We start from the raw sequence: 23,912 nt of genomic DNA on the forward strand, positions 1-23,912 counted from the left end.
GAGAAAGCGTCCCGCGGCAGAAGGCCGTCCTTCCGCCGCGCGCGAGAAACGGCGCGGCCGCTCAGAAGCGATAGGACACGCCGCCATTGAGCGCCGCGCCGGTCAGCTTCTCGCCGGTGCGATAATCGCCACGCAGGAAGCCGACCCAGCCCGTGTCGATGATCTGCGCCGAGACGCCGAGGCCGAATTGCGCGAAAGCGCCGGAGCGCGACACGGTGATCGGCACATAAGTGACGTTCTGCTGGAACGTCTCCTTCAGGCTGGTCTCGAACTCGTTCCAGCCGCTGACCGAGGCGAAGGGCTGGAAGGCGTATTTATTGTCGATGACGAAGGAGGTTCCCGCCCGCAGGCCGACGCGGCCGAGGGTCGAGCGCACCGTGTCGAGCGCGAGATAGGCCGGCGTCGTGCCCGCCGCCACCTGCAGCCGATCGAAATCGACGCTGGTGACATTGATCGCGGCCGAGGGCTCGATGAACCAATCATTGGGCAGATCCCAATGATAGCCGAGCGAGGCGGAGCCCGCCCAGCCGCGGCCCTGCAGCGGCGTCTCGTTGAGGCCGGCGCGATAATTGGTGATGTCCGCGTTCCAGAAGTCGTGACGGAACTGCACATCGGCGAAGAAGCCGAAGCCGGTCGCCACCGCATAGACGCCCACGAAAGGCACGTCGAACCGCGTCCTCGTGCCGGAGCCGAGGAGATCGTAGGAATTGGAGAGATATTGGCCCGCCATCACGCCGGTGTGGAGGTTGATCTGCGTGTTCTCGATATTGGAGAGCGAGGCGTCGAGGCCGACCTGATAGCCGCTGTAGAGCGTGCGCGTCTTCTCATTGGTGATGGCCGTCCCGCCCGCGGCCGTCGGCGCGCTCGAGGAGCTCGCGAGATCGGACCGGCCGACCGCGGCGCGCGTCCAAATTCCGAAATCGACGGCGTTGGGCTTGGCGTCCGGCCGCGACTGCACGAAGGCCGAGGCGCTCTGGAAAAAGCCCGTCGTCGCCGAGCTGATCGCGGAGGCGACGCTGCCGCCGATCGCCGACAGCGCTCCAGTGTCGAGATTGGGGACGAGATACCATTGGCCGGGGCTGAGCTGCTGCAGGTTGAAGCTCACCAGACCCGTGTTGAGCGCCTGCGCAGCGCCGATCGGCGTGGTGGCGTTGCCGAGCTGGAAGGTCGATGTCGAGCCCGGATTGGTCTTGGCGATCAAAATCGGGCTGGCGAAGAAGCCGGTGCTGTTCAGGAACGGATTGACGATCACCGTCGTCACATTGCCGGAGCCCGCGCCATTGACGAGCAGCTCGCCGGCCCGCTGTCCGCCGAGATCGTTGAAGCGCGCCGCCACATTCAGCACGCCGCCGCCGACATAACCGCCGTTGACGGTGAGGCTGTTGGCGAGCGCGGCCGCCGTCGCGCCATTGGCGACCACCTGATTGGCGGCCGCGAGATCGAGCGTTCCATTATTGGTGAGATTGCCGGCGATGACGGAATTGACCGTCGTATTGGTCGTGCGGTCGCCGAGCGCGATGGTCGCATTATTGACGACGCTGGTCGCGCCGAGTGTGCGGCCATGGCCGAGCGACACGCCAATGCCCTGGAATTGCGCGCCGGCCGTGGCGTCGCCGGCGGAGCTGTTGGTCAGCGTTCCGATATTCGTGTAGTCGCCCGCTCCGACGATCAGCGCGCCATTGCCGTTATTGTCGAATTTGCCGCCATTATTGGCGAGCGCGGCGGTGACATTGAATGTTCCCGTATTGGTCACGCCGCCGCCGATGGCTCCCGCGGCGTTGACCTTGCCCTGATTGACGAAGCCATTGGTCGTCAGCAGCGCGCCGCCGTTGATGGCGATGGTCGAGCCGGCGCTGTTCGTCGCGCTGGTCGCCGAGAGCGTGCGGCCGGAGGCGATCGTCACGCCGGTCGCGGCGGCGGAGCTGTTGGTCAGCGCGCCGACGCCCGTGTAATCGCCGCCGGAGACGGCGAGCGTCCCCGCGCCGCTATTGGCGAAATCGCCGCCGCCATTGGCGAGCGCGCCGGTCACGGTGAATGTTCCCGTATTGGCGACGCCGCCGGCGATCGAGCCGGCCGCATTGGCGATGTTCGTATTGCTCAACCCGCCGGTGAGCGCGCCCGTCGAGGTCAGCGTTCCCGCGTTCTGGATCGCCGCCCCAGTGGACGCCAGCGTTCCGGCGTTGACGATCGTCGCGCCGGCATTGTTGGTCACGCCAGTCGCGCTCAGCGTGCGGCCGACCGCGATGGAAACGCCCGTGGCCGCCGTGGAGCTGTTCACGAAGGCGCCGATATTCGTGTAGTCGCCGCTGGTGACGAACAGCGTCCCGGCGCCATTATTGGCGAAGCTCCCTGCGCCATTGACGAGCGCGCCCGTCACGGTGAAGGAGCCCGTATTGGCCACGCCGCCGGCGAGCGAGCCGGCGACATTGGCCGTTCCGCTATTCGTCAGTCCGCCGGTGAGCGAGCCGGCGAGCTGATTGAAGGCGCCCGCATTGTTCAAGCCGCCGGTGACGGCGCCGGAATTGTTGAAGGTTCCAGCGTTCTGAATCGTCGCGCCGGAGCCGAGAGTTCCGAGATTGGCGATGGTCGCGCCAGCGGCGTTGGTCACGCTCGCCGCCGAAAGCGTGCGGCCCGCCGACACAGAAACGCCGGTCGCGGCGGTCGAGCTGTTGGTCAGCGCGCCGACGCCCGTGTAATCGCCGCCGGAGACGACGAGCGTTCCCGCGCCATTATTGGCGAAATTGCCCGCGCCATTGGCGAGCGCGCCGGTGACGGTAAAGGAACCTGTATTGGTCACGCCGCCGGCGATGGAGCCGGCCGCTTTCGTGACGCCCGCCGCGGCGTTGGTCAGCCCGCCATTGACGGCGCCCGTCGTGGTGAAGGAGCCGCTATTGGCGACGCCGCCATTGACGGTTCCGCCATTGGTCGCCGTCACGCTATTGGTCAGCCCGCCATTGAGGATGGCGCCGGCGTTATTGTTGAGCGTCCCCGTATTGACGAGGCCGCCATTCAGCGTTCCGCCATTGTTGTTGTTGACGAGGCCGGCGTTCTGAATCGCGGCGGCCGAGGTGATCGTCGCATTATTATTGATCGTTCCACCGGCGCCCACGGTGAGCGCAGCGGCCGTCACCACGCCGCCGGCGTTATTCGTCAGAACGCCGCCATTGACCGCGAAATTCGTCGTCGCGCCGATGGTCCCGCTATTGGCGATGAGGCCGCCGGTCTCGGCGATCGCATTGGCGGCGATCGCGCCGCCGGCGTTCTGAATCGTGCCCGCAACCTGCGTGAGCGTTCCATTCACCGCGAGGCTGCCGCCGGCGATGGTGATCGCGCCATTATTGTTCAGCGCGCCTATGTTGGTGAAGCTGTTCGAATTGACGTCGAGCGTCGCGCCGGCGTTGTTGTTGACGGTCGAGCCATTATTGGCGAGCGCGCCCGTCAGCGTGAATTTGCCGCTATTGTCGATCTGTCCATTGATCGCGCCCGCGGCGAACACCGTGCCGGCGACGCCATTGACGAGGCCGCCATTGACGGTTCCGCTCGTCGTCAGCGTTCCGCCCGTGACGGTCGCGCCATTATTGATCGTTCCCGTCGAATTCAGCGTTCCGGCGAGAACCAGCGCGCCGCCATTGAGCGCGCCGGCGTTGGTCGCCGTCCCCGATGTGGTCAGCGGGCCGCTGAGCTTGGAAGCCGCGGTGGAATTTTTGAAGGTTCCGCCGGCGCCATTGGTGACGGCGCCGGTCCATGTCGCCTGATTGTCGATCGTCCCGCTGGCGTTGGCGGCGTCGCCGACCCAGGAGCCTTGATTGACGATCTGCGCGCCGGTCGTGTTGGACAGGACATTGCCGGTCCAAACGCCCGTGGACTTGTTGGTCACGACCGCCGCGGCGCCGGAGTTGATGAGATCGCCATTATAGGCGCCGGAATTGTTGACGACGCCCGTATTGGTGAGCGCGTCATTGACCTTGCCGCCCTGATCGACGGTGAGCGCGCCGGAATTGGTCACACCGCCGAGCGCCGTGAGCGTCGCGCCATTGCGCACGAAGAGATTGCCGGCGTTATTGACCGACAAGACGCCCGCGGCGCCGCTCGTCGTTCCCGCCTTTATATCGACCGTCGCGCCGGCCGAATTCTGCACCGAGTCGGTCTTCAGATCGCCGGTGACATTGAACGCTCCAGCGAGATTGTTGACGATTCCATTGATCGTCCCCTGCGCATTGGTCGTTCCCGAATTGGTCAGCCCGCCATTGACGACGCCTTGCGTCGCGAATGTTCCGCCCGTCACATTGACGCCGCCGCTGATCGTCGCGCCGGCGGCGTTGGTCGCCGTTCCCGCCGACTGGGTCAGCTGGCCCGCGACGACGCCGCCGACGAGATTGGAGAAGGTCCCGGAATTCGCGACCGTCCCGCTGATCGTTCCGCTATTCGTCAGCTGGCCGAGATTATTGGCGACATTGCCGGTCCAGACGCCACGATTATCGATGGAGCCCGTATTGGCGCCGGCGTTGACATTGCCGATCCAATTGGCGCCCGCCTCATTGACGATCGCGCCGCTATTGGCGACGACATTGCCCTGCCAAACGCCGGTCGGAGCCTTGTTGGTCACGACGCCGGTCGCATTGTTCTGGAGATTGGCCGTCGTCAGGCCCGAATTATTGACGACGCCGCTATTGACGAGATCATCGGTGAGGCGGCCGCCCGCCTCTATGGTGACGGTCCCCTGATTGGTGAGATTATTGGCTCCCGTATCGACCGCGCCGCCGGTCTTGATCAGCAACGTTCCATCGACATTGATCCCGCCCGCATGATTGGCGGCCGTGCCGAGGGCGCCGCCCGCCGCGACCGTGAGGCCGGAGCCGCCGTCGATCTGAGTCGTTCCCGAATAGATATTCTGCCCCGTGACCGTCAGCGTCTTGCCGCCGGAGACCTGTGTCGACAATTGACCGGAGCCGTCGCGCAACTGGCCCGCGAAGGTCGAATCCGCGCCGAGGCCGAAGGTCAGCTTCGAGGCGCCGCCATTGGTGGTGACGGTTCCCTGCCCGCCGACGCCGGAAACAGTGGCGTTGAATCCGTTGAGATCGAAGGTCCCAGCCGCATTGACGGTGAGCGCGCTATTGGCGCTGAGGCCAGTAGCGCTGTTCAGCCGCAACGTTCCGGCGTTGACCGAGGTGGCGCCGGAATAAGCGTTGGCGCCTTCGAGATTGGTGACGCCCGCAATCGTCGTCAGACCGGTGGAGCCGGAGACACTCTCGACGAAGCCGCCCGCAGAAGAAATGCCATTGGCGCTCGTCAAGCCCCCATTGCGAATGCGGCCGCCATTTAGATTGACGGTGTCGATATTCTGCGTGACGCCGGCCCCGCCGAGGTCCAGCGTTCCCGCGACAGTCGTCGCGCTCCCTTGGCTGAAGGCGTTAGCGACCCCGGCCTTCAGCGTCTGACCGGCCGCGACATTGGTCGCGCCGGTGTAAGTGTTGTTTCCGACGAGCGTCAATGTCGTGCCGCCCGAACCCTGCACATTGAGCGCAACTTGGCCTGCGCCGTCCTGGATCACGCCGGAATAGGTGGTGGCCGCGGTGTTGCGGGTCGTGACCGTGGCGAGGCCGGCGCCATTGCTGGTGATGACGCCCTTGGACGAGCCGGTCAGATTATTCGCGGTGAAATCGACGCCATTGGCGTCCAGCGTCGCCGTGGTGGCCGCATCCTTGCCGACGTTGAGACCGCCTTTGAGGAGCGAGATCGCCGCGCCGCCGCCGGACGCGCTGCCGAGCCGTAGCGTCCCACCGTCCACCGAGGCGGCGCTGTTGACGTCGATCGACGCCGCCGCAGGCGCGAGAACCACGGTTCCCGTGTCGACCGCCGATCCGAAATGCAGCGCCGTCCCGGCGCCGCCTGTCAAATTCAGCTGCTTGCCCGCGCCGGGCGCGATGGTCAAAGTCGAGCCTGCGCCGGCTCCGAAGGTTCCGGCGACACCGGCGTTGATCGAGACGGTCTGAGTGAGCGTCTGCGCGCCCGCGCCCGCCGCGAGCTCGAAAGCCGGCGAGGTCTGGCCACCGATGACCAGCGAGAGATTGCCGCCGCCGAGCGCCCCCACATTGGCGACCGAGAGCGTTCCGCTCTTCACCTGCGTCTGGAACTGATTATTGCCGGCGTTGCTCAGCGTGACCGCATGGGCGCCGGCGTCGACGACGACATTGAGGCTGCCGCCCGTATCGACGATCTTATTCGCATAAGCGGCGTTGCCGGCGCCGGCGACCGTCTGGTCGAGCGTCAACGTTCCGCCATTGGCGCGAATATCGCCGGTGAGGCTGCCCGCGCCCAGAGTGGTGAGGCGATTGGTTTTCGACAGATCGAGCGCGGGGCCGACCGATTTCCCCGCGCCACCGGCGATCGAGCCGGAATTGGCGATCGTCAGGCCAGAGCCGGCGAGACCGGCGCCGCCATCGCCCGCGCTCGCGCCATTGGCTCCGGTCCCGCCCGCGCCGCCCGTGATGGTTCCCGAATTGATGATGGCCCCACCGGCGATGGCCGAGACGCCGGCGCCCCCGGCGCCGCCCGCTCCGCCGACGCCGCTCACCGTGGTTCCGCCGCCGCCGCCGGCGCCGCCGGTGATCGAGCCGGCGTTGATCAGACTCGTCAGCGCGCCCGTAGCGGAAATCGCCGTTCCGCCAGCGCCGCCGGCCCCGCCATTGCCGAAGAGAGAGCCGCTGTTGCCGCCCGCGCCGCCCGCGCCGCCGACAGCCGCGCCAATGACGTTTCCACTGGCTCCGGAGCCAGTGAACAGAAAGGCCGAGCCGCCGCCGCCGCCCGCGCCGCCATTGCCGGAGGTCCCGGTCGCGGAGCCACCCGCCCCGCCGGCCCCGCCGGTCGCCGTCGCGCCGATGGCGATACCGTCGGCCACGCCGGGACCGCCCGTCAAATTGAGAAGATTGCCGCCCGCGCCGCCGCCGCCGCCGGAGCCCGTTCCAGCGCCGCTGGCCCCGCCAGCGCCGCCTGGGTTGCCCGCCGCGTTGCCGACGACGGTCCCGCTGGCGCCGGTCGTCAAGAGCGTCGCGGCGCCCGCGCCGCCGCCGCCGCCTTGATTGGCCGCGCCATTCGCTCCGGCGCCGCCCGGGGCCACGCCGCCCGCCGCGCCGCCGCCGCCCGCGCCGCCTTTGGCGTTGACGCCACCGCCACCGCCGCCGCCCGCGGCGTTGGTCGCATTGCCGCCCGCCGTCCCGACGCCCGCGGCGTTGGTCGTTCCCGCCGTTCCGCCGCCTGGATTGCCGCCCGCGCCACCGGCCTGCTGCGCTTGCGCTGGTGACAGGCCCATGGAAAGCGCGATGCTGAGCGCCGACACGCCGAGCAGAAGCCCACCCCTGTGAGAATTGCCGATCGAAAGGCTCGAAAAAGAGGAGCGCACGGCATCGCCGCGACGGCCGGACGAACGGGTCATTCGCTAGTCTCCAAAACTCGTCGAAATTCAAACGACAAAATCACGTCGAGCGAGGCCGACATGGGCCGACTCGCGCATTTCCAGTTCTGCGATTTCTATTTTCGATCGGCGAGAGCGGCAAGGCCACAGCTGCGCGTCTAGCGCGCGGCGCGGCTGCGCAGCGGGCGGAAACGCCCACTAAGTGAATTACTTAAGTGTTTCTATGAATTTCTGTTTTTTGTCTGGCGCTCGGCGAATTTCGATGGCTGTGGCAATTATGCCACAGATCGTCAATGCTCCCGCGCCAGCGCATCCAGCGCCTGCGCGAGCCCGCGAAACGATATTGGCAACGCCGCATCCTGCCCGGCGGCGCTCTTGAAGGCGATGCGCCCCATTCCGTCATAGGCCCGCCAGCGGGCGAGGATCGGCTCTCCGAGCGGAACGCTGGCGAAGCATCCCGCCGCGGCGCAGCGCCGCCAGACGAGATCGAGCGGCTGCGGATCGGCGTCGCTCACCGTCACGCGAGGCGCCGCGTGAAAGGCGACGTCGACCGGCACGACGATCGTCATAGCGAGGGCCTGCGCCGCATCCGGCTTGCCGAAGGCGATCTCCGCGATGGTCGCGCTCTTGTCCTTGACCAGCACGGATTGCAAAATCTCGCAGCTGCGATGCGCCGCCTGCGCGCCGCCGGCCGCGAGACAACGCAGCTGCCAATCGCCGAACACGCGCGGCGCCTCTCCCGCCGGAGCCGCCGCGGGCGCCTTCGCCGGAGCCGCCGCACGCGCGGGCGCGCTCGGCCGATCCAGCGCATGAGCGACGGAAATCTGCAGAAGCAGGACGAGAGCCGATGCGATAGGACGAGCCATGACGAGCCTCGACGCGCGAAGACGATCGGATTGGCGGATCGCGGCCACTGAGTACCCCAGCGAACGCCCGGCCTCAAGCTCAGATGAGCGGCATGTCGCTCGTCGGCCTACCCTGCCGCCCATTGTATGACGCGAACCTCGTCTTCGAGACGATAGAAAGAAGAAATAGTATCGAGACCAAAAATATATTATCGTCAGGCGTACGTCTCGATCGACCTCGTCTCGCCCCGACGACACAGTAGGCGAGCTATGTGCACGCGCTCATAATAAATCATCGAATTTCAGCCTGCATTCGAAATGGCTCCAAGGCAGAGACGGCCGATATGGAAGCAAAAAAAGATATCCCTCTGGCTCAATTGGCGAAAGCGCCATTCCTCTTGTTTTTCCCCGAACCAGGCAGCGATCCTCACCAGGAAATCATCGAAAGCATATCCACTGTCGATCAGTCGGCTTTGCTTGTCTGGTGCGCGCGATTGAATCTTCTGCGTTCGATCTGCGGCGACCTGCGCGACGAGTTCGACTCCCTGCTCTCTCCTTACTTTTTCTCTGGCGAGCAAATCCGCCGAATGCGCGCGGTGCTGAAACGCGCGGGCCGACCACGCGGAGTCTTCCTTTCGTGCTTTCAGAGGCCGGACCTGCTCGAATTGTTCAGATTGGCGGCAATGCTCGGCGACGATCGCGATACGGAGCAATCAGAATTGATGCTTTCGGACCCAATGGTGTTGATGAGGGCGTCATACTGCGCGAGGATGGCGGCGTTCGAACGCATCGCCAAAGCGCAAAGCGGGCCGGCGCTCGATAAGGAGAGGACGACCGAGACAGAGGCGAGCTACAGCCTTCCGATATTCGCTCAAATGTTTCAAATGCAAGAAGGCTTTCTCCGCAAGGATGCACAAGTCCTCGGCCGTTCCGCGATGCTGCTTTGCGACGCGTTTTTTTCGCGCAATCCACTCTGGCTTTCTCGCTTCGAATCGCTGGTTGGCATGTCGCTGGACGAGTGGCTCGGCTGCGTCATGCTGGCCGAGCGGCTCACGACGGGAGATCTCGCGCCAGATCCGCGACACGCCATGCAGGATTTCGGCATTCTCGATATCGCGACGGCGAAAGACATTCCCTTCCAAGCGCGTTCTCGGCTAGAAGCGTTTCTCGCGCTCGAGACGCAGAACGTAGAAGCCCTGCGCGAGCGGTTGCTCGAACGTCAGACAGACAAGGTCGTTTCGAAAGACACTCCGTTCGACACCGCGCCTCTGCGCGCCCGCCCTTTCGTCCGCACCAAGCGTGGTTCGGTCGTTCTTTCCGACCGAATATTTCTGCAAGACAAGCTGTGGCTCGGTCCGGTGTTTCGTCTCCTCGCCGATGGCGTTCCCGCCTCCGAGCTGTTCGCGTCGTTCGGGGCGGCGATTGAAAGCTATGTCATCCGGCTGCTGCGGTCGGCGGCGACGCGCGCGGGAGACGCGAAGCGAATCGTCGTCGCGAATCCGAAAGCGGGCCAAAGCGAAATAACCGATATATGCATTCGCGAAGGCCCGATTCTCGTAATGATCGAAAGCAAGACCGCATGGCTGCCGGAAAAGGCGCAGTGGGAATATGGCGACGCCGCGTTCGTCACTGCGATCCGAGATCGTCTCGCGAGCTACGGAAAGCCCAACAAAGGCATTGGGCAGTTGGCGAGATCGATCGTCGGCGTCGTGGAACGGACAATGATCCCGGACGACCCAGCGCTTTTCGCGGGTGTCGAGACGATCGTTCCGCTGCTATTGCTGCAAGACACGAGCGCCGTCACCCCTGCGCTTCCGCCATTTCTCGCTCGCGAGTTCGCTAGCGCGATCCGGGACTTTGCGAGTGAGCCGATCCAGGAGGCGACAGGAGAATTTCGACTGTGCAATATACGAATAACATCGCCGACGCTGATGGCGCTGTCAGACATTGAATTATTCGAGAGCATGATCGCCAAACATACGATAGCGGAATTTCTCAATACATATGTAGACCCTGAAAGGCTTATTCCATTCCACCTTCTGCTCGAGGGAGCGATAAAAGGCAATCCTCAAATTTCTATCGATCCGATGTCGATTATTTATAAGGAGGGCGTCGCCTTGAGATCGCGAGCAATGAAATCAACGGGGTTGAAGCCGTGACCATTAAAGCAACCTTTCGAAGTAGCGTCAAAATTTTGGCGCTCGCTTTGTCGCTGAATACGCCTGCATTCGCGCAGAACGCTCCTGCGGCGAATCCGAATGCCGCGGTCGAAGCGGCGATCATTGCCGCAACAGCCTCGATCGTTTGTGCGCTGCTGTCATTCGTCGCGCTGATTTTCAATGAATTTCGGCGACGGGCAAATGATCGGAGAATGGCTGCTTTCAACGCCGAGCTGCAAGAGAAGCTGGTCGGTTTGAAGCGCCGAAGCGACGAGGAGATCGCGCGTCTCACCGCTGCGATCAAATTGCAGGGCGATCTACAGCTCGCCGCCTTCTCGAAATCAGAGGAGGAGCGTCTATCGGCGGCTTCGGCGCGGCGCGCCTATGAGTACGAAGCTCGCAGACGCCTCTATCAGGAATGCGAGCCATTGCTGTTCCAGCTTTCACAAAACGCCGGAGTAGCGATCGGACGCGTGATAAGCTTGGCGCGCGAAGCCCGAGAAGGTCGGCTGGTCGCATCGACGGGCGCACTTTCGGGCGAACTCATGGAAGACAGCGGCCGCGGCTATTATATTCGATCGACATTGTTCCAACTGCTGGCTCCGCTCGCGATCGCCTATCTCTTGCGGACGCAATTGACCCATCGTGACTTGACGCTCGATCCTTGGGTCAAGCGAGCATTCGCTCTTTCCGATGCTTCCTATCGGGCGTTCACGCGGGACTTTCAATTCGCCGCGCTCGACCCGGCTATTCCCGATTATCGAGACCGCGCGGATAGCTCGGCGAATTCCGGCGTCATCAAGCAAGGGGTGTTCCTCGGCCGCCTAGACAATTTGATGGAAGCGCTCATCGATGTCGAAGGTGAAAAACGGCGGATAATCACATTCGGACAATTCGAGAAGGCGCTCGCCCTGCCGAATTCGACTCTGCTGCGAGCTCTCGCGCCGCTGACAAAAATCATTGCCAATTTTCATCCAAGCACGCACCCGGTGTTTTGGCGCATTCTGTGCGCCGAATATTTCCTGTTCCGAGCGCTGCGGCTCAACACGCGGAAGGAATTGGACGACGGGTCACCGGATCGGGCGAAAACGGAATTAGAGCCGGTCACCGACGACTTGTGCTGGAAGAACGTCATGGACGCCGAAGTCGAGGCGAGCATGCGAATCGGTTGGGAATACTTGATGAGGTCGTTGCCGAGCTGAAGCTGCCGCGCTTGCCATCCGAACGGAGCCCGTTCGGTCGATTGGCGTAGGCTCTCAAAGAGAAATCAATCTATCAGAAATCCGAGTAGGAGCTATTTGAGAATACTCTCGTAAAAAAAAGCGACTGCGGGCGCACCCTCGATCGGCGCTCGGTTTACGAGGAGCCGACAAGCGATTTGTCTTTGCCCCCTTTACCTCTTCCCTCAAAACCCATCGCCGCCGGCGCTGGCCACAGGCGCGATCGAGGTGAGCGCGGCGAGGGCGATGGCGACGACGAGCAGCAATGTCGCCGCCAGCGGCAGGCGGGAGCTGGCGATCTCGTCCTTGGGATGCACGGTCTCGGCGCGCTTATAGCCCGTGACCATTGCGCGCACGAGATTCTCGCGCTTCACCAGCACATAGGCGATCACCGCCGCGACATGAATGAAGACGGCCGCCGCCAGCACATAGAATCCCTTCCTGTGCAGCGAGGTGAGCAGCAGGCTCGTCTCCTTGCTCACCGCGCCGGCGAAGGGGCCGACGTTGAAAATCTCGTCATTGGCGAAAAGGCCCATGGTCGCTTGCGCCAATAGGCCGAGCAGCAGCGCGACGACCATCAGCGCGCCGAGCGGATTATGCCCGGCGTAGAGCGGCGCGCGGCCGCGCAGCAGGCCTCGCCCATAGAGCCACGCCTCCCGCGGATGCCGCAGGAAGCTGGCGAAGCGCGCGTGCTTGGCGCCGAAAAGGCCCCAGAGCACGCGAAACACGACGAGCGTGAGAACGGCGTAGCCGAAGCGGACATGCCAGTCGAACCAGGCGACGCCGAGCCTGTTGGTCACATAGGCGCCGATGAAAGAGACGACGAGCGACCAGTGGAACAGCCGCACCGGCAAGTCCCACACCAGACGCTCTTCTTTCGATTGCGCGTCCGCCGCCTTTGTTTCGGGCGGCCTGTCGATCACCGTCATCTTACGTCTCGTCGCGCTCGTTGGGCCTGACTATTTCGCCTTGTAGGAGTCGTGGCAGCCCTTGCAGTCCTGGCCGAGATTGGCGACCGCGGTCTTGAAGGCTTCCGTCGCGCCCTTCTCCTTGCCGATCGCATCGGCGAAGACATGGGCGTCCTCCTTGAACTTGGCGAGCTTCTTGTCGAACTCCGCCTTCTCTTTCCAGATTTCGGCTTTCGCCTTGCTGTCCGGCTCGCCGACATTGGAGACGTCGGGGAAGGATTCGTCGAGCAGGCCGGCGATATAGGCGATGCGCTCGGAGCGCTTCTTGGCCTCCGCCTCGTCATAGGGGGCGTTGCCTCTGGCGACGGCGCCGAACCAGCGGAAGAAATTGCCGATCAGCACGAATTCCGCCTTGCGATTCTCCACCGCGATTTTCGCCGGCGTGGGGCCGGGCGCCTGCGCGGAGGCGGAATTCAGCGCGACGCAACCGGCGATGAGCGCGCCGCCGAGGAGAGCGAGCGAGCGCTTCGAATACAGACTCATGATCGTCCCTTTTTATTCCGAGGTTGAATGCTCAAATCTTGCCGGCTTTATGGCTCTCTTGCCATTGCCGCACGAATTGGAGCGTCTCCGAGACATGCTTGATCGGGTCCGAGCTGACAAAGGTCAAGCCGATTTTGCCGTCCGGCGTCACGACATAGGAGATGCGGTCGGAAACCGTGTCGCCATTCTGCGTCGGGCGGTCGCGCTTTGCGTCATAGGCGTTGATGACGGTAAAATTCGCATCCGCCGCGACGGGGAATTTGTCGCGGCATTCCTTGGTCGAGAAATCGCGCTGCGTCTCGATCGTATCGGCGGAGACGCCGATCAGCGAGGCGCCGGCGGCGGCGAAATTGTCGTAATTCTCGGCGAACTCATGCGCCTCGATCGTGCAGCCGCGCGTGAAGGATTTGGGATAGAAGTAGAGGACCACGGGGCCTTTCTTCAGCGCCTCGGCGAGAGAGAAGACGAAGTCCTTTCCGCCAATGGCGGCTTGGGCGCTGAAATCGGGCGCCGAGGCGCCCGTCTTCAATGCAGCGGAGGCCGGGACAGCCGCGAGAGCGACCGAGAGAGCAGTGAAAATCGCGAGCTTACGCATTTTGGCCTCACTTGGCGGCGGTGGCGGGAGCCGCGGCAGGGGCGGCGGTGGGAGCGGCGACCGCGGCCGTCGCGGCGGGGGCCGGCGGCGCGATCTTGGTCAGAGTTCCGCCCTCGTCCTGATAATCGAGCACGCCGATCGCGCCGACGACATGAAAGCCGAGGCCCGCGAGAATATCGCCGACGGCGCCGGCGCGATGCGCGCGATTGGAAACAGTGACGATGAGACGGTCACGCGGAATATAGGAGAGATATTTCTGAACTTCCTTGGTCTGGATGCTCAGATAGACCGGGAAGCCGCCGACCTTGGTCAGCTCGTCGGGCCGGCGAATGTCGAGAACCAGAAGATCCTCGGGCTTCGCCAGCAGAGCGTCGAAGGCGGCGCGATTGAGGCGAAGCGTCTTGTAGGTGTAGGCGGGATCATTCTGCGGCGTGACGGGCGCCGCGGCGACGGGAGCGGCGGGCGCAGGCGCCTGCTGCGCGCCGGCGCCGGTCGAAAGAAGCGCGGTGGAGGCGACGCCGAGCGCGAGGCCGAGAAAGAGCGTCGAGGCTCTCATGCTATTTCCTTTTCTCTGTCAGGCGCGCAGATGCGCATTGAAGAAATCGACGGTGCGCTTCCAGGCGAGCTCGGCCGCCGCGGCGTCGAAGCGCGGCGTCGTGTCATTGTTGAAGCCGTGCTGCACGCCCGGATAGACGAAAGCCTGATAATCGACATGCGCGGCTTTCAGCGCCGTCTCATAGGCCGGCCAGCCGGCGTTGATGCGATCGTCGACGCCGGCGTATTGGATGAGCAGCGGCGATTTGATCTTGGCGACCTCCTCGGCCGGCGGCTGCGCGCCGTAGAAGGGAACGCCCGCGGCGAGGTCGGGCAGCTTGGTGGCGAGGAAATTGACCACGCCGCCGCCATAGCAGAAGCCGACCGCGCCCACCTTGCCATTGCCGATCGGGCAGGTCTTCAGCGCGCCATAGGCGGCGATGAAATCATTGCGCGTCTTGGCCTGATCGAGCTTGGTGAAGAGCTCGCGGGCCTTGTCCTCGTCGCCCGGATAGCCGCCGAGCGGCGCCAGCGCATCCGGCGCGAAGACGACGAAATTCGCCAGAGCGAGGCGGCGGGCGATGTCTTCGATATGGGGATTGAGGCCGCGATTCTCGTGGATGACGAGCACGGTCGGCAGCTTGCCTTCCACTTTGACAGGCTGAACGAAATAGCCCTTCACCGTTCCATTGCCGTCCGGCGAAGGAACCTCGAGCGTCTTGCCGACGATGCGCGGATCGTCCTTCTTGACGACCTCCGCCTCGGCGAAGCGCGGCAGCAGCTCGTCGAGGAAGGCGGTCGCGGCGGCCGCGCCGATGGCGAATTTCTTCGCGCCCTCGACGAAGCCGCGACGGTCGATGTCGCCATGCACGAAGAGATCGAAGAGCTTCAATATTCCGGGCGGGAACTCGTTTGCGGTCTTACGCGTCATGGTTCTTTTCCTCGGGTCTCTCAACGTGCGAGTCGGGGCTTGTAGATTTCGTGGCAGGTTTTGCAGACTTGGGTCGCCTCCCGCGCGGAGGCGGCGGCGGCGTCGAACTCGCCTTTGTCGACCTTGGCGACGACATCGGCGATGAGGCGCGATCCATCGCGGGAGATCGCCACGGCGTCGTCCTTGCCGCGCTTGGCGAAATAGTCTTCCGTATAGCGGAAGCCGTCGAGCAGCACTTCCGCATCCTCTTTCGCGGCCTGCGAATTTTGCGCGGTGATGTCCGGCTCGAAATATTTGATCGTCTTTTCGAGATCGCGCATCAGATCGTCGTCGTAATCGCGCAGGTCCAAGGCGGCCAGCGCCGGCGTGGCGATCAGCATCGCGCAAAGGGCGAGACGCGCGTAAGAATTTCGATAGGCTGAGATGCGGCTCATGGCGCTTTTTGCAATCCTGCCTCGAGGTTTCTGCTGTGCCGAGGACACGCCTGTTCGTTCTCGCGGCGCGCGCCGCCGCGCCGCGAGCAAGATCGGCATGTCGCGCCGGAGCCACGAGGGCTCCGGCCGAGTCTGATCGTCAGGCGAGAATGTCGTTCACGACCTTGCCGTAGACGACGGTGGGGCGCTCGGCGCGGCCGGCGCGCAGATAGATCGTCTTGAGGTGATCGAGGCCCAGGAGCTGCAGCACGGTGGCGTGCAGATCATAGGTGTCGACCGGATTCTCGACGGTCTTGAGGCCGAGGTCGTCGGTGCGGCCATAGGTGACGCCGTGCTTCAGGCCGCCGCCGGCCAGCCACTGGGTGTAGCCCCAGGGATTATGGTCGCGACCGTCGCCGCTCTGGCCGTAAGGCGTGCGGCCGAACTCCGAGGTCCACACGATGAGCGTGTCGTCGAGCAGGCCGCGCGACTGCAGATCGGCGAGCAGGCCGGCGACCGGCTTGTCGATGGCGCGCGCATGAGCGCCGTGATTGCGCTCGAGCTGGCGATGCGCGTCCCAATTGGCGTCGTCGCCCTGGCCGAGGCCGGCGATCGGGCCGGACACGACATGCACGAAGCGCACATTGCGCTCGACGAGACGGCGGGCGCGCAGCAGCACCGTGCCCATGTCGCGCGTCGCCTCGTCGTCGAGGCCGTAGAGCGCCTTGGTCGCCTCGGTCTCCTTGGAGAGATCGACCGCCTCCGGCGCCGTCGCCTCCATGCGATAGGCGAGGTCATAGGAGTTGGTGCGCGCGGCGAGCTCGCTGTCCTGCGGACGCGAGGCGGAGCGAATGTCGTTGAGCTGATGCAGCAGATCGAGGCTCTCGCGCTGCTGCTGCAGGCCGATCAGCTCCGGCGGCGCCTGATGCAGGATCGGCTGCGCGCCCGGACGGAAGGCCGTGCCCTGATAGACCGCCGGCAGGAAGCCCGAGCTCCAATTGACCGAGCCCGCGCGCGGCTCGCGCTGGCCGCCATAGAGCACGACATAGGGCGGCAGATCGGGATTGGCCGAGCCGAGCGCATAAGCGACCCAGGCGCCGAGCGAAGGACGGCCGGGGGAGAGATCGCCGGTGTTGAGCTTCAGGATCGAGATGTCGTGCGTGGCGCCGACCGTGACGCTGGACTTGACGAAGGTCAGCTTGTCGGCCTGCTGCGCGAGATTGGGCAGCAGATCCGAGAACCAGGCGCCGCTCTGGCCATATTGCTTCCAGCTGCGCTTCGAGGCGAAGAGCTTGCCGACGCCGCCCTGCGTCGAGGTCTTGATGCCCTCGAGGAAGGAGGCCGGAATGTCCTGGCCGGCGAGGCGCTCGAGCTCGGGCTTATAGTCATAGAGATCGATGGTGCTTGGCGCGCCGTCCAGATGCACCCAGATGACCGATTTCACCTTGGCCGGAAAATGCGGCTGCTTGGGCGCCAGCGGATCGACGAAAGTGGCCGCCGCATTGGCGTCGGGAACCCCGAACCAGCCGCCGCCCGGCATCATGCCGGAAACAGCGAAACCACCCACTCCATAGGCCGCGCTACGCAGCCATTCGCGACGCGATGTCTTGATGAGCATGAGATGCTCCCCTCGGTTCTGATTGCTGTGGTGTCTTTTAGAAGCGGTAGACGAAATCGTTGCTGTTCACGACCGTGTGCACGAGATCGACGAAGGCGGAGGCGCGAAGCGGATCGACGAAATGCGCCTTCGTCGTCACCGGCACCGCGATCGAGAGCTTGCCGTTCTCGGCCTTCTCGGCGATCGTCTTCTGATGCTGGTCGAGGAAGGCGTGCAGCGCCTTTACCTCCGGCTCGCTCGGCTTGCGGCCGAACAGCACGAGATAGAGGCGATCGAGCTGCGCTGCCTCATTGTCGCCGGCCTCCTCGATCACGCGGCCCGCCAGCGCCTGCGACCATTGGAAGACGAGCTCGCTGTTGTAGAGCGTCAGCGCCTGCAGCGGCGTCGTCGTCACATCGCGCTTGCTGTGAATCTGCTGCGCATTCGCCATGTCGAATGTCTCGAGCAGCGGATAGGGCAGGCTGCGGCGCGTGAAGATGTAGAGGCTGCGGCGGGTGTAGTCCTTCGGATCCTTGGAGACGGTCCAGGCGGGATCCTGATTGAAATTGCCGCCGCCGGCGAAATTCGTCGGAACGGGCGGGAACACGCTCGGGCCGCCGATCTTCTCATTGAGCTTGCCGGACGCGACGAGGATCGAGTCACGGATTTCCTCCGCCTCGAGACGCTTGCGCGGGAAGACGGCGAGCAGCTTGTTCTCGGGATCGGCTTTGGCCACATCCTCGCGATAATCGGAGGACTGGCGATAGGTCGCCGAGAGCAGGATGGAGCGATGCAGCTTCTTCACGCTCCAGCCGTCCTTCACGAAGGTGAAGGCGAGGTGGTCGAGCAGCTCCTGATTGGTGGGCTTGTCGCCAGCCTTGCCGAAGTCGCTGACCGTGCCGACGATGCCCTTGCCGAAATACTGGTTCCACACGCGATTGACGAAAACGCGCGCGGTGAGCGGATTCTTCTCGCTCACCAGCCAGTCGGCGAGCGCCGTGCGGCGGCCGGAGGAGGTCGCCGTCGGCTTGATGTCGGGCGCCTCGGTCGTCATGCCCTCGGGGAAGGCCGGCTGCACCTCGTCGAGCGGCTTCTCGTGATTGCCGACGAAGAGAATATGCGTGGGCGGCGCGTCGCTATGGCCGAGCTCGGTGGCGGCGGTGTAGTTCAGCGAGCCCTTGTTGGAGCGCAGAGTCTGGAACTTGCGCAGCTCCTGCGTCAGCTTCTGATATTCTTCCGCCTTCTTGACGATCTCCTCGCTGTGCTCCGGCGCGGTCTTGTCGTCGGCGGCGTAGCGCAGGAAGCCGGCGAGCGCCGCATCGTCCGTCACCGCGACGAGACGGTGATTGACCCAGCGGTCCATCGCGTTCCACTGATCCTTCGGCTTGAAGATCGAGTCGCGGCTGTCGGTGAGATAGCGCTCTTTATGATATTTCAGCGCGGCCTCGCGAACGGAGTCGATGATCTCCTTCTGCCGCGCGCGAATGGCCTTGGTCGCCTCATTATAGACGGCCTGCTCCTTCTGGAACTCGGCCTCCACCTCGCCCTTCCTGGCGGGGACCTTCTCGTCGAAGGCGGTGTTGGCGAAGAAGGCCTGCAGAGAATAATAGTCCTTCTGCGTGAACTTGTCGGTCTTGTGATTGTGGCAGCGCGCGCAGCCGACCGTCGTGCCGAGGATCGCCTGGCCGACCGTGTCGACCATATCGGTCGTGATCTGATATTTGCGCTGCACCAGATCGCGCGAGTTGCTGTTGTCCGGGTAGCCGGCGAGGAAGCCGGTCGCGACCAGCACATCCTGATCGCCGGGCGCGATCTCGTCGCCGGCGATCTGCTCGCGAATGAACTGGGCGTAGGACTTGTCGTCGTTGAACGCCTTGATCACGTAATCGCGATACCGGAACATGTTCGGCCGCGTATTGTCGTTCTGGAAGCCGGTGCTGTCGGCGTAGCGCGCGAGATCGAGCCAGAAGCGCGCCTGACGCTCGCCATAGCGCGGCGAGGCGAGCAGACGGTCGATAAGCTTCTCATAGGCGTCCGCGCTCTTGTCGTTCTCGAATGCAGCGACCTCCTCCGGCGTCGGGATGAGGCCCCAGGCGTCCAGAGTGGCGCGGCGAATGAAGATGGCGCGATCGGCGTCCGGCGAAGGCGTCAGGCCGCGCGCCTCGATCTTGGACAGCACGAAAGCGTCGAAGGAGGAACGCGACCAGTCCTTGTTCTGCACATTCGGCGCGAAGGGCTGGTAGGCCGGCTGCCACGCCCAATGCGGCTTGCTGACGCGCGCCGATTCAGAAGCCGCGCCCGCCGGCGCCTTCTGCTCTTCGGCGATCGCGAGAGCCGCCGCCGATGCGCTCAGCATCATTGCGATCACGGATCGTTTCAAGGTCTTCGTCATGTGCCCGCAACCTCGTTTTTCTCTATTGCCTATAGGCGTCATATGCTTGCGAGAAGCGTCCGCGTTCCGTCGGCGCGCATTGCGCGCTCGCATCTTCGTGGCTGGAGGGGGACTTTAGGCGACTATATCCATTAAGTCTACAAAGAAGATCAACTTCTCATCGAAAAAAGCAGGGCGATCCGCACGTCGTCGCACGTGCGCGCCGGCGCTCGGCCGCCCGCACGGCGCCATGCGCGCCGCAGGCTCTACGCAATGCTGCGAAGCGATTGAAAGATCAGATCTCGTAGCAGAGCGCGACCTCATCGGCGAGGTCGCGAACATGGGCGAGCGAGCAATTGTCGAGCACGCCGGACAGAGCGCGCTGAGCGTCCTGCATCACCAGCCGGACGGCGCATTTTTCGACATCGACGCAATCGTCGCAGGGCTGGTAGCGCGTCTTGCTGGCGCAGGGGAGCGGCGCGAGCGGACCGTCGAGCGCGCGAATGATGTTGCCGACGGTGATGGTCTCGGCCGGGCGGGCCAGCGTGTAGCCGCCGCCCTTGCCCATTTTGGAGCTGACATAGCCGAGATTGCGCAGCTCGCAGAGAATGGCGTCGAGAAATTTTTTGGGAATGCGCTGCGTCGTCGCGATCTCCTGCACCGGCACCGTCCGCCCAGGCTCGAATCGCGCGAGATAGCTCATGGCTTTGATGCCGTATTTGCCTTTTTTCGTCAGCATCGGGCCACCTCGTCTATAAAAACTGTAGACTATTAGTGGCGAGTCGGGAAGTCAATAAAGACGATAGAGCTTTCGTTGAAACGACGGACGGAAGATGGTGAGGATGCGCGCCTGCCGGCGCCAAAGAAGATTTTCCTCGAGCGCCCGAGAGGCCCGATCACGACCCCTCGAGCGACGAGCGGCATCCATCAGAAAAAGCCGGCGCGGCCGCTCTGCAGGCGCAAAAGCGCGGCGACCAGCGCGTCGACATCCGCGCATGTATTATAGAAGGCCAGCGACGGCCGCACTGTCGCCTCGAGGCCGAAGCGGCGCAGAATCGGCTGCGCGCAATGATGGCCGGCGCGCACCGCTATGCCCTCGCGGTCCAGCGCCTTGCCGACCTCCTCGGTGCGATGGCCGTCGAGCACGAAGGAGAGCACGCTCGCCTTCTCCGCCGCCGTGCCGATGAAGGTGAGGCCCGGCACCATGCGCATCTTCTCCGTCGCATAGACGAGGAGATCATGCTCGTAGCGGGCGATCACCTCCATGCCGATCGATTCGACATAATCGAGCGCGGCGCCAAGGCCCACGGCGTCGGCGATATTGCCGGTGCCGGCCTCGAAACGCTCCGGCGGGCCTTGATAGATGGTCTTCTCGAAGGTGACGTCGGCGATCATATTGCCGCCGCCCTGCCAGGGCGGCATGTCGGCGAGAACGTCGTCCCTGCCGTAGACGACGCCGATTCCCGTCGGGCCGAACACCTTATGGCCGGAGAAGACGAAGAAATCGCAGCCGATCGACTGCACGTCCACCGGCATATGCGAGACGGACTGCGCGCCGTCGATGAGCACGCGCGCGCCGTGGCGATGGGCCATGGCCGTGATCTCATGCACCGGCGTCACCGTGCCGAGCGCGTTGGAGACCTGCGTCACCGAGACGATCCGCGTCTTGGGGTTCAGCAGCTTCTCATATTCCTCGAGGATGATCTGGCCCCGATCGTCCACCGGCGCGACGCGCAGACGCGCGCCCTTCTCGGCGCAGAGCTGCTGCCAGGGCACGATATTGGCGTGATGCTCGAGCCAGGAGACGACGATCTCGTCCCCCGCCTGCACATTGCGGCGACCCCAGGCCTGGGCGACGAGATTGATCGCCTCGGTCGCGCCGCGCACGAAGATGATGTCCTTGACCGAAGGCGCCTTCAGGAAGCGGCGCGCCTTCTCGCGCGCGGCCTCATAGGCGTCGGTCGAGCGCGCCGCCAGCGCATGGGCGGCGCGATGAATGTTGGAATTCTCATATTCGTAGAAGTGCGCGAGACGGTCGATGACCGCCTGCGGCTTTTGCGTCGTCGCGGCGTTGTCGAGCCAAACCAGCTGCTTGCCATGCACCTGCTGCTGCAGAATGGGGAAGTCGCGCTTCACCGCATAGGGGTCGAAGGCCGCCCGGCTCGCCGGCGCGCTGGCCGCGAGCTGCGGCGCATAGCCCTGCGACTCTTGCGGAGCCGTCTTCGGCGCGGCGGGAACGGCGCCGGCGCGATCGAGGAAATAGAGCGAATCGGTCGCCGCGGGGCCGGCGGCGCCGGGCGCGAAGCTGCGCTCCTGCCCGGAGATTTCCGGCAGCGCGACATTGGGCGTCCCAAGCGCGAACGCATCCGAGACGCGATGCGGATCGGCCTCGGAGGGGCCGGAATAGGCGAAGCTCTCCGGCGCCGCATCCGGCGCAACGATGGCGGGCGCTTCCGGCGCGCCATCGACGTCATAGCGATCGACGAGCGAGAGCGAGGGATCGGATGGCGCGGCGGCGGGCGTCGCGCGCTCGTGCAGGAAATAGAGATTGTCGGCCGGGGCGGCTTTCACGCCGCCGGGGACGGAGCCGGCGTCATAGGCGCCATAGGGGGCCGGCGCCTGCACGGGGGCGGCGCCGCCATATTGCGCCAGCGTGCTGGGAATGGCGGAATAATCGATCGCCGCCGCCGAAGGGCTCCCCGGCTCGAAGGCGCCGGCGGACGCGCCCGGCTGCGGAACGTCCGAGAGCCCATAGGGCGGGACCGCCGGCTGCAGGCCGACCGGCGCCGAGGGCGCGGAGAGATTGGGCGTCGGCGCGATGGAGGGAATCGTCGTCGGCGGAACGTCCGGCGGCCCCACGGGCGCCCGCGCCGGCGCATAGGGCGCGACGCTGGTGACGATGGAGGGGGCCGGCGCCTCGGGAAGGGTCGGCGGCACGATCGGCGCGCCGGGAGAGAGCGTCGCCGGCGATTCGCTGGGCGAGGCCTGGAAAAAAGCATTGGCGAGGCGGGCGATCATGGCCGGATCGGGAAAGGCCGGCGCGCCATGGCGCGTCAGCGTCTCCTCGGAGGGCGCGTCCGGCGCGCTGGCGCCGAAGGCCGCGGAATTGGACGGCGCAGAAGACATGATCGCTCTCTCTCGAAAGGTTCGGAAAAAGCGCGCCGGCGGCGATGCTCCGCCGGCGCGAGCGGCTCTTTAGAGCCGAAGATCAGACGTATTTGTCGCCGTAATCGTGGAACTTGCCCACCTCGACGCCCTCGAGCACGCCGAGCGCGTCATGCGTCAGCACGGCGGCCGAGCAATAGAGCGAGATGAGATAGGAGGCGATGGCCTTGCGGTTGATGCCCATGAAGCGCACCGAAAGGCTCGGCGCCACCTCGCCAGGAATGCCCGGCTGGAACAGGCCGATCACGCCCTGCTTCTTCTCGCCCGTGCGCAGCAGCAGAATATTGGTCTTGCCGTTCTCGTCGATGAAGAGCTTGTCGCTCGGCACCAGCGGCAGGCCGCGCCAAGTGATGAAGGGCGAGCCGAACAAGGTGACGGTCGGCGGCGGCACGCCGCGGCGGGTGCATTCGCGACCGAAGGCCGCAATGGCGCGCGGATGCGCGAGGAAGAAGGCCGGCTCCTTCCACACCTTGGTGATGAGCTCGTCGAGATCGTCCGGCGTCGGCGCGCCCGTCCGCGTCCTGATCTTCATGGACGGATGGGCGTTGGCGAGCAGGCCGTATTCGGCGTTGTTGATGAGCTCGCTCTCCTGCTTCTCCTTGACCTTCTCCGTCAGCAGGCGGACCTGCTCCTGGATCTGATCGTAAGGATGGCTGTAGAGATCGGAGACGCGGGTCTGCACGTCGAGCACGGTCGTGACCGCGTTCATCGAATATTCGCGCGGATGATCCTCGTAATCGACGAAGGTCTCCGGCAGATCGGCGTCGCGGTCGCGGGCCGGGCTGCAGGTCACGTCGGCGTCGGTGAGGGCGCCCTCTTCCTTCACGCGGTTCAGCCGGTAGATGCCGGCCTCGACGGGCGTCCAAGGCAGAAAGGACACGAGCCAGCGCGGGGTGATGCCCGACCACTGCGCTCTCGTCTTGGTCGCATTGGCGAGCTGGCGGGCCGCAGATTCGCTCAGCGTCCGCCGGACTTCTGGTTCCGTGGTCATGGGTTCATTCCTCGAACGATGCGCCCGGCGCCGACGCGAGCTTCAGCTCGCGCGGACGCCGATGAACGTCGGCCGTCATCGAAAAAGCGCGGCGGGACGAATCCGAACCGCGAGCGATAACTACAGTCGTCCCCCATGCAAATCAATAGTATTCGAAATAGAAAATTTTACTACTTTCAATTACTTATCTTTTTATATTCACTTACTATACGTCTACAAGAACTATATA

General features: G+C 64.5%; 15 protein-coding genes. 2 read left to right on the forward strand and 13 right to left on the reverse strand.

Annotated features, from left to right (window positions below; genetic code table 11):
* Nucleotides 1-61 precede the first annotated feature (61 nt).
* Both ACT53T_RS00450 and ACT53T_RS00455 read right to left on the reverse strand, forming a co-directional pair.
* A complete protein-coding gene (locus tag ACT53T_RS00450) occupies nt 62-7,432 on the reverse strand; it encodes a hypothetical protein (protein ID WP_476159429.1) in 7,371 nt (2,456 codons plus the stop codon).
* A gap of 269 nt (nt 7,433-7,701) precedes the next feature.
* Nucleotides 7,702-8,277 (reverse strand): invasion associated locus B family protein, encoded by a 576-nt coding sequence (locus tag ACT53T_RS00455; protein ID WP_400765364.1) that lies wholly within the window; start codon nt 8,275-8,277, stop codon nt 7,702-7,704.
* A 323-nt stretch (nt 8,278-8,600) separates the two neighbouring features.
* On the opposite strand from ACT53T_RS00455, the gene ACT53T_RS00460 reads away from it, so the two are divergent.
* Both ACT53T_RS00460 and ACT53T_RS00465 read left to right on the forward strand, forming a co-directional pair.
* Complete coding sequence (locus tag ACT53T_RS00460; RefSeq protein ID WP_476159430.1) at nt 8,601-10,415, forward strand: hypothetical protein; 1,815 nt, start codon at nt 8,601-8,603, stop codon at nt 10,413-10,415.
* Nucleotides 10,412-11,617, forward strand: a complete 1,206-nt coding sequence (locus ACT53T_RS00465; protein ID WP_476159432.1) for a hypothetical protein — start codon at nt 10,412-10,414, stop codon at nt 11,615-11,617. The genes ACT53T_RS00460 and ACT53T_RS00465 overlap by 4 nt, the downstream gene beginning before the upstream one ends.
* Nucleotides 11,618-11,820: 203 nt before the next feature.
* On the opposite strand, the gene ACT53T_RS00470 is transcribed toward ACT53T_RS00465, so the two are convergent.
* The 11 genes from ACT53T_RS00470 to ACT53T_RS00520 form a co-directional block, all read right to left on the reverse strand.
* Nucleotides 11,821-12,564, reverse strand: a complete 744-nt coding sequence (locus ACT53T_RS00470; protein ID WP_476159433.1) for a cytochrome b/b6 domain-containing protein — start codon at nt 12,562-12,564, stop codon at nt 11,821-11,823.
* Between the two features lie 30 nt (nt 12,565-12,594).
* On the reverse strand, nt 12,595-13,086 hold the full coding sequence (locus ACT53T_RS00475) for a c-type cytochrome (protein ID WP_018267506.1): 492 nt from the start codon (nt 13,084-13,086) through the stop codon (nt 12,595-12,597).
* Between the two features lie 31 nt (nt 13,087-13,117).
* Nucleotides 13,118-13,681, reverse strand: a complete 564-nt coding sequence (locus ACT53T_RS00480; protein WP_018267505.1) for a peroxiredoxin — start codon at nt 13,679-13,681, stop codon at nt 13,118-13,120.
* A gap of 7 nt (nt 13,682-13,688) precedes the next feature.
* Complete coding sequence (locus ACT53T_RS00485) at nt 13,689-14,237, reverse strand: rhodanese-like domain-containing protein (protein ID WP_476159435.1); 549 nt, start codon at nt 14,235-14,237, stop codon at nt 13,689-13,691.
* A gap of 18 nt (nt 14,238-14,255) precedes the next feature.
* On the reverse strand, nt 14,256-15,146 hold the full coding sequence (locus ACT53T_RS00490) for a dienelactone hydrolase family protein (protein WP_476159437.1): 891 nt from the start codon (nt 15,144-15,146) through the stop codon (nt 14,256-14,258).
* Nucleotides 15,147-15,166: 20 nt separating this feature from the next.
* Nucleotides 15,167-15,580 (reverse strand): hypothetical protein, encoded by a 414-nt coding sequence (locus ACT53T_RS00495; RefSeq protein WP_018267502.1) that lies wholly within the window; start codon nt 15,578-15,580, stop codon nt 15,167-15,169.
* A 139-nt stretch (nt 15,581-15,719) separates the two neighbouring features.
* Nucleotides 15,720-17,177: a DUF1501 domain-containing protein gene (locus tag ACT53T_RS00500; RefSeq protein WP_476159438.1), complete on the reverse strand. Its 1,458-nt coding sequence runs from the start codon at nt 17,175-17,177 to the stop codon at nt 15,720-15,722.
* A 37-nt stretch (nt 17,178-17,214) separates the two neighbouring features.
* Complete coding sequence (locus tag ACT53T_RS00505) at nt 17,215-19,548, reverse strand: DUF1549 and DUF1553 domain-containing protein (RefSeq protein WP_476159439.1); 2,334 nt, start codon at nt 19,546-19,548, stop codon at nt 17,215-17,217.
* Between the two features lie 274 nt (nt 19,549-19,822).
* Nucleotides 19,823-20,266, reverse strand: coding sequence for an RrF2 family transcriptional regulator (locus tag ACT53T_RS00510; protein WP_018267498.1), 444 nt, complete (start codon nt 20,264-20,266; stop codon nt 19,823-19,825).
* 188 nt (nt 20,267-20,454) lie between these two features.
* Complete coding sequence (locus ACT53T_RS00515; protein WP_476159440.1) at nt 20,455-22,653, reverse strand: family 2A encapsulin nanocompartment cargo protein cysteine desulfurase; 2,199 nt, start codon at nt 22,651-22,653, stop codon at nt 20,455-20,457.
* Nucleotides 22,654-22,735: 82 nt separating this feature from the next.
* Nucleotides 22,736-23,683 carry a family 2A encapsulin nanocompartment shell protein gene (locus ACT53T_RS00520; RefSeq protein ID WP_018267496.1) on the reverse strand — a complete coding sequence of 316 codons (948 nt, stop codon included), beginning with the start codon at nt 23,681-23,683 and terminating at the stop codon, nt 22,736-22,738.
* Nucleotides 23,684-23,912: the final 229 nt, after the last annotated feature.

The sequence above is a fragment of the Methylosinus sp. DMC45 genome, from assembly GCF_056313885.1.

Excerpts from the sequence above, each read along its gene's own strand:
- ACT53T_RS00450 (WP_476159429.1), bottom strand. The coding sequence starts at position 7,432 with ATGACCCGTTCGTCCGGCCGTCGCGGCGATGCCGTGCGCTCCTCTTTT.
- ACT53T_RS00455 (WP_400765364.1), bottom strand. The coding sequence starts at position 8,277 with ATGGCTCGTCCTATCGCATCGGCTCTCGTCCTGCTTCTGCAGATTTCC.
- ACT53T_RS00460 (WP_476159430.1), top strand. The coding sequence starts at position 8,601 with ATGGAAGCAAAAAAAGATATCCCTCTGGCTCAATTGGCGAAAGCGCCA.
- ACT53T_RS00470 (WP_476159433.1), bottom strand. The coding sequence starts at position 12,564 with ATGACGGTGATCGACAGGCCGCCCGAAACAAAGGCGGCGGACGCGCAA.
- ACT53T_RS00475 (WP_018267506.1), bottom strand. The coding sequence starts at position 13,086 with ATGAGTCTGTATTCGAAGCGCTCGCTCGCTCTCCTCGGCGGCGCGCTC.
- ACT53T_RS00480 (WP_018267505.1), bottom strand. The coding sequence starts at position 13,681 with ATGCGTAAGCTCGCGATTTTCACTGCTCTCTCGGTCGCTCTCGCGGCT.
- ACT53T_RS00485 (WP_476159435.1), bottom strand. The coding sequence starts at position 14,237 with ATGAGAGCCTCGACGCTCTTTCTCGGCCTCGCGCTCGGCGTCGCCTCC.
- ACT53T_RS00490 (WP_476159437.1), bottom strand. The coding sequence starts at position 15,146 with ATGACGCGTAAGACCGCAAACGAGTTCCCGCCCGGAATATTGAAGCTC.
- ACT53T_RS00495 (WP_018267502.1), bottom strand. The coding sequence starts at position 15,580 with ATGAGCCGCATCTCAGCCTATCGAAATTCTTACGCGCGTCTCGCCCTT.
- ACT53T_RS00500 (WP_476159438.1), bottom strand. The coding sequence starts at position 17,177 with ATGCTCATCAAGACATCGCGTCGCGAATGGCTGCGTAGCGCGGCCTAT.
- ACT53T_RS00505 (WP_476159439.1), bottom strand. The coding sequence starts at position 19,548 with ATGACGAAGACCTTGAAACGATCCGTGATCGCAATGATGCTGAGCGCA.
- ACT53T_RS00510 (WP_018267498.1), bottom strand. The coding sequence starts at position 20,266 with ATGCTGACGAAAAAAGGCAAATACGGCATCAAAGCCATGAGCTATCTC.
- ACT53T_RS00515 (WP_476159440.1), bottom strand. The coding sequence starts at position 22,653 with ATGTCTTCTGCGCCGTCCAATTCCGCGGCCTTCGGCGCCAGCGCGCCG.
- ACT53T_RS00520 (WP_018267496.1), bottom strand. The coding sequence starts at position 23,683 with ATGACCACGGAACCAGAAGTCCGGCGGACGCTGAGCGAATCTGCGGCC.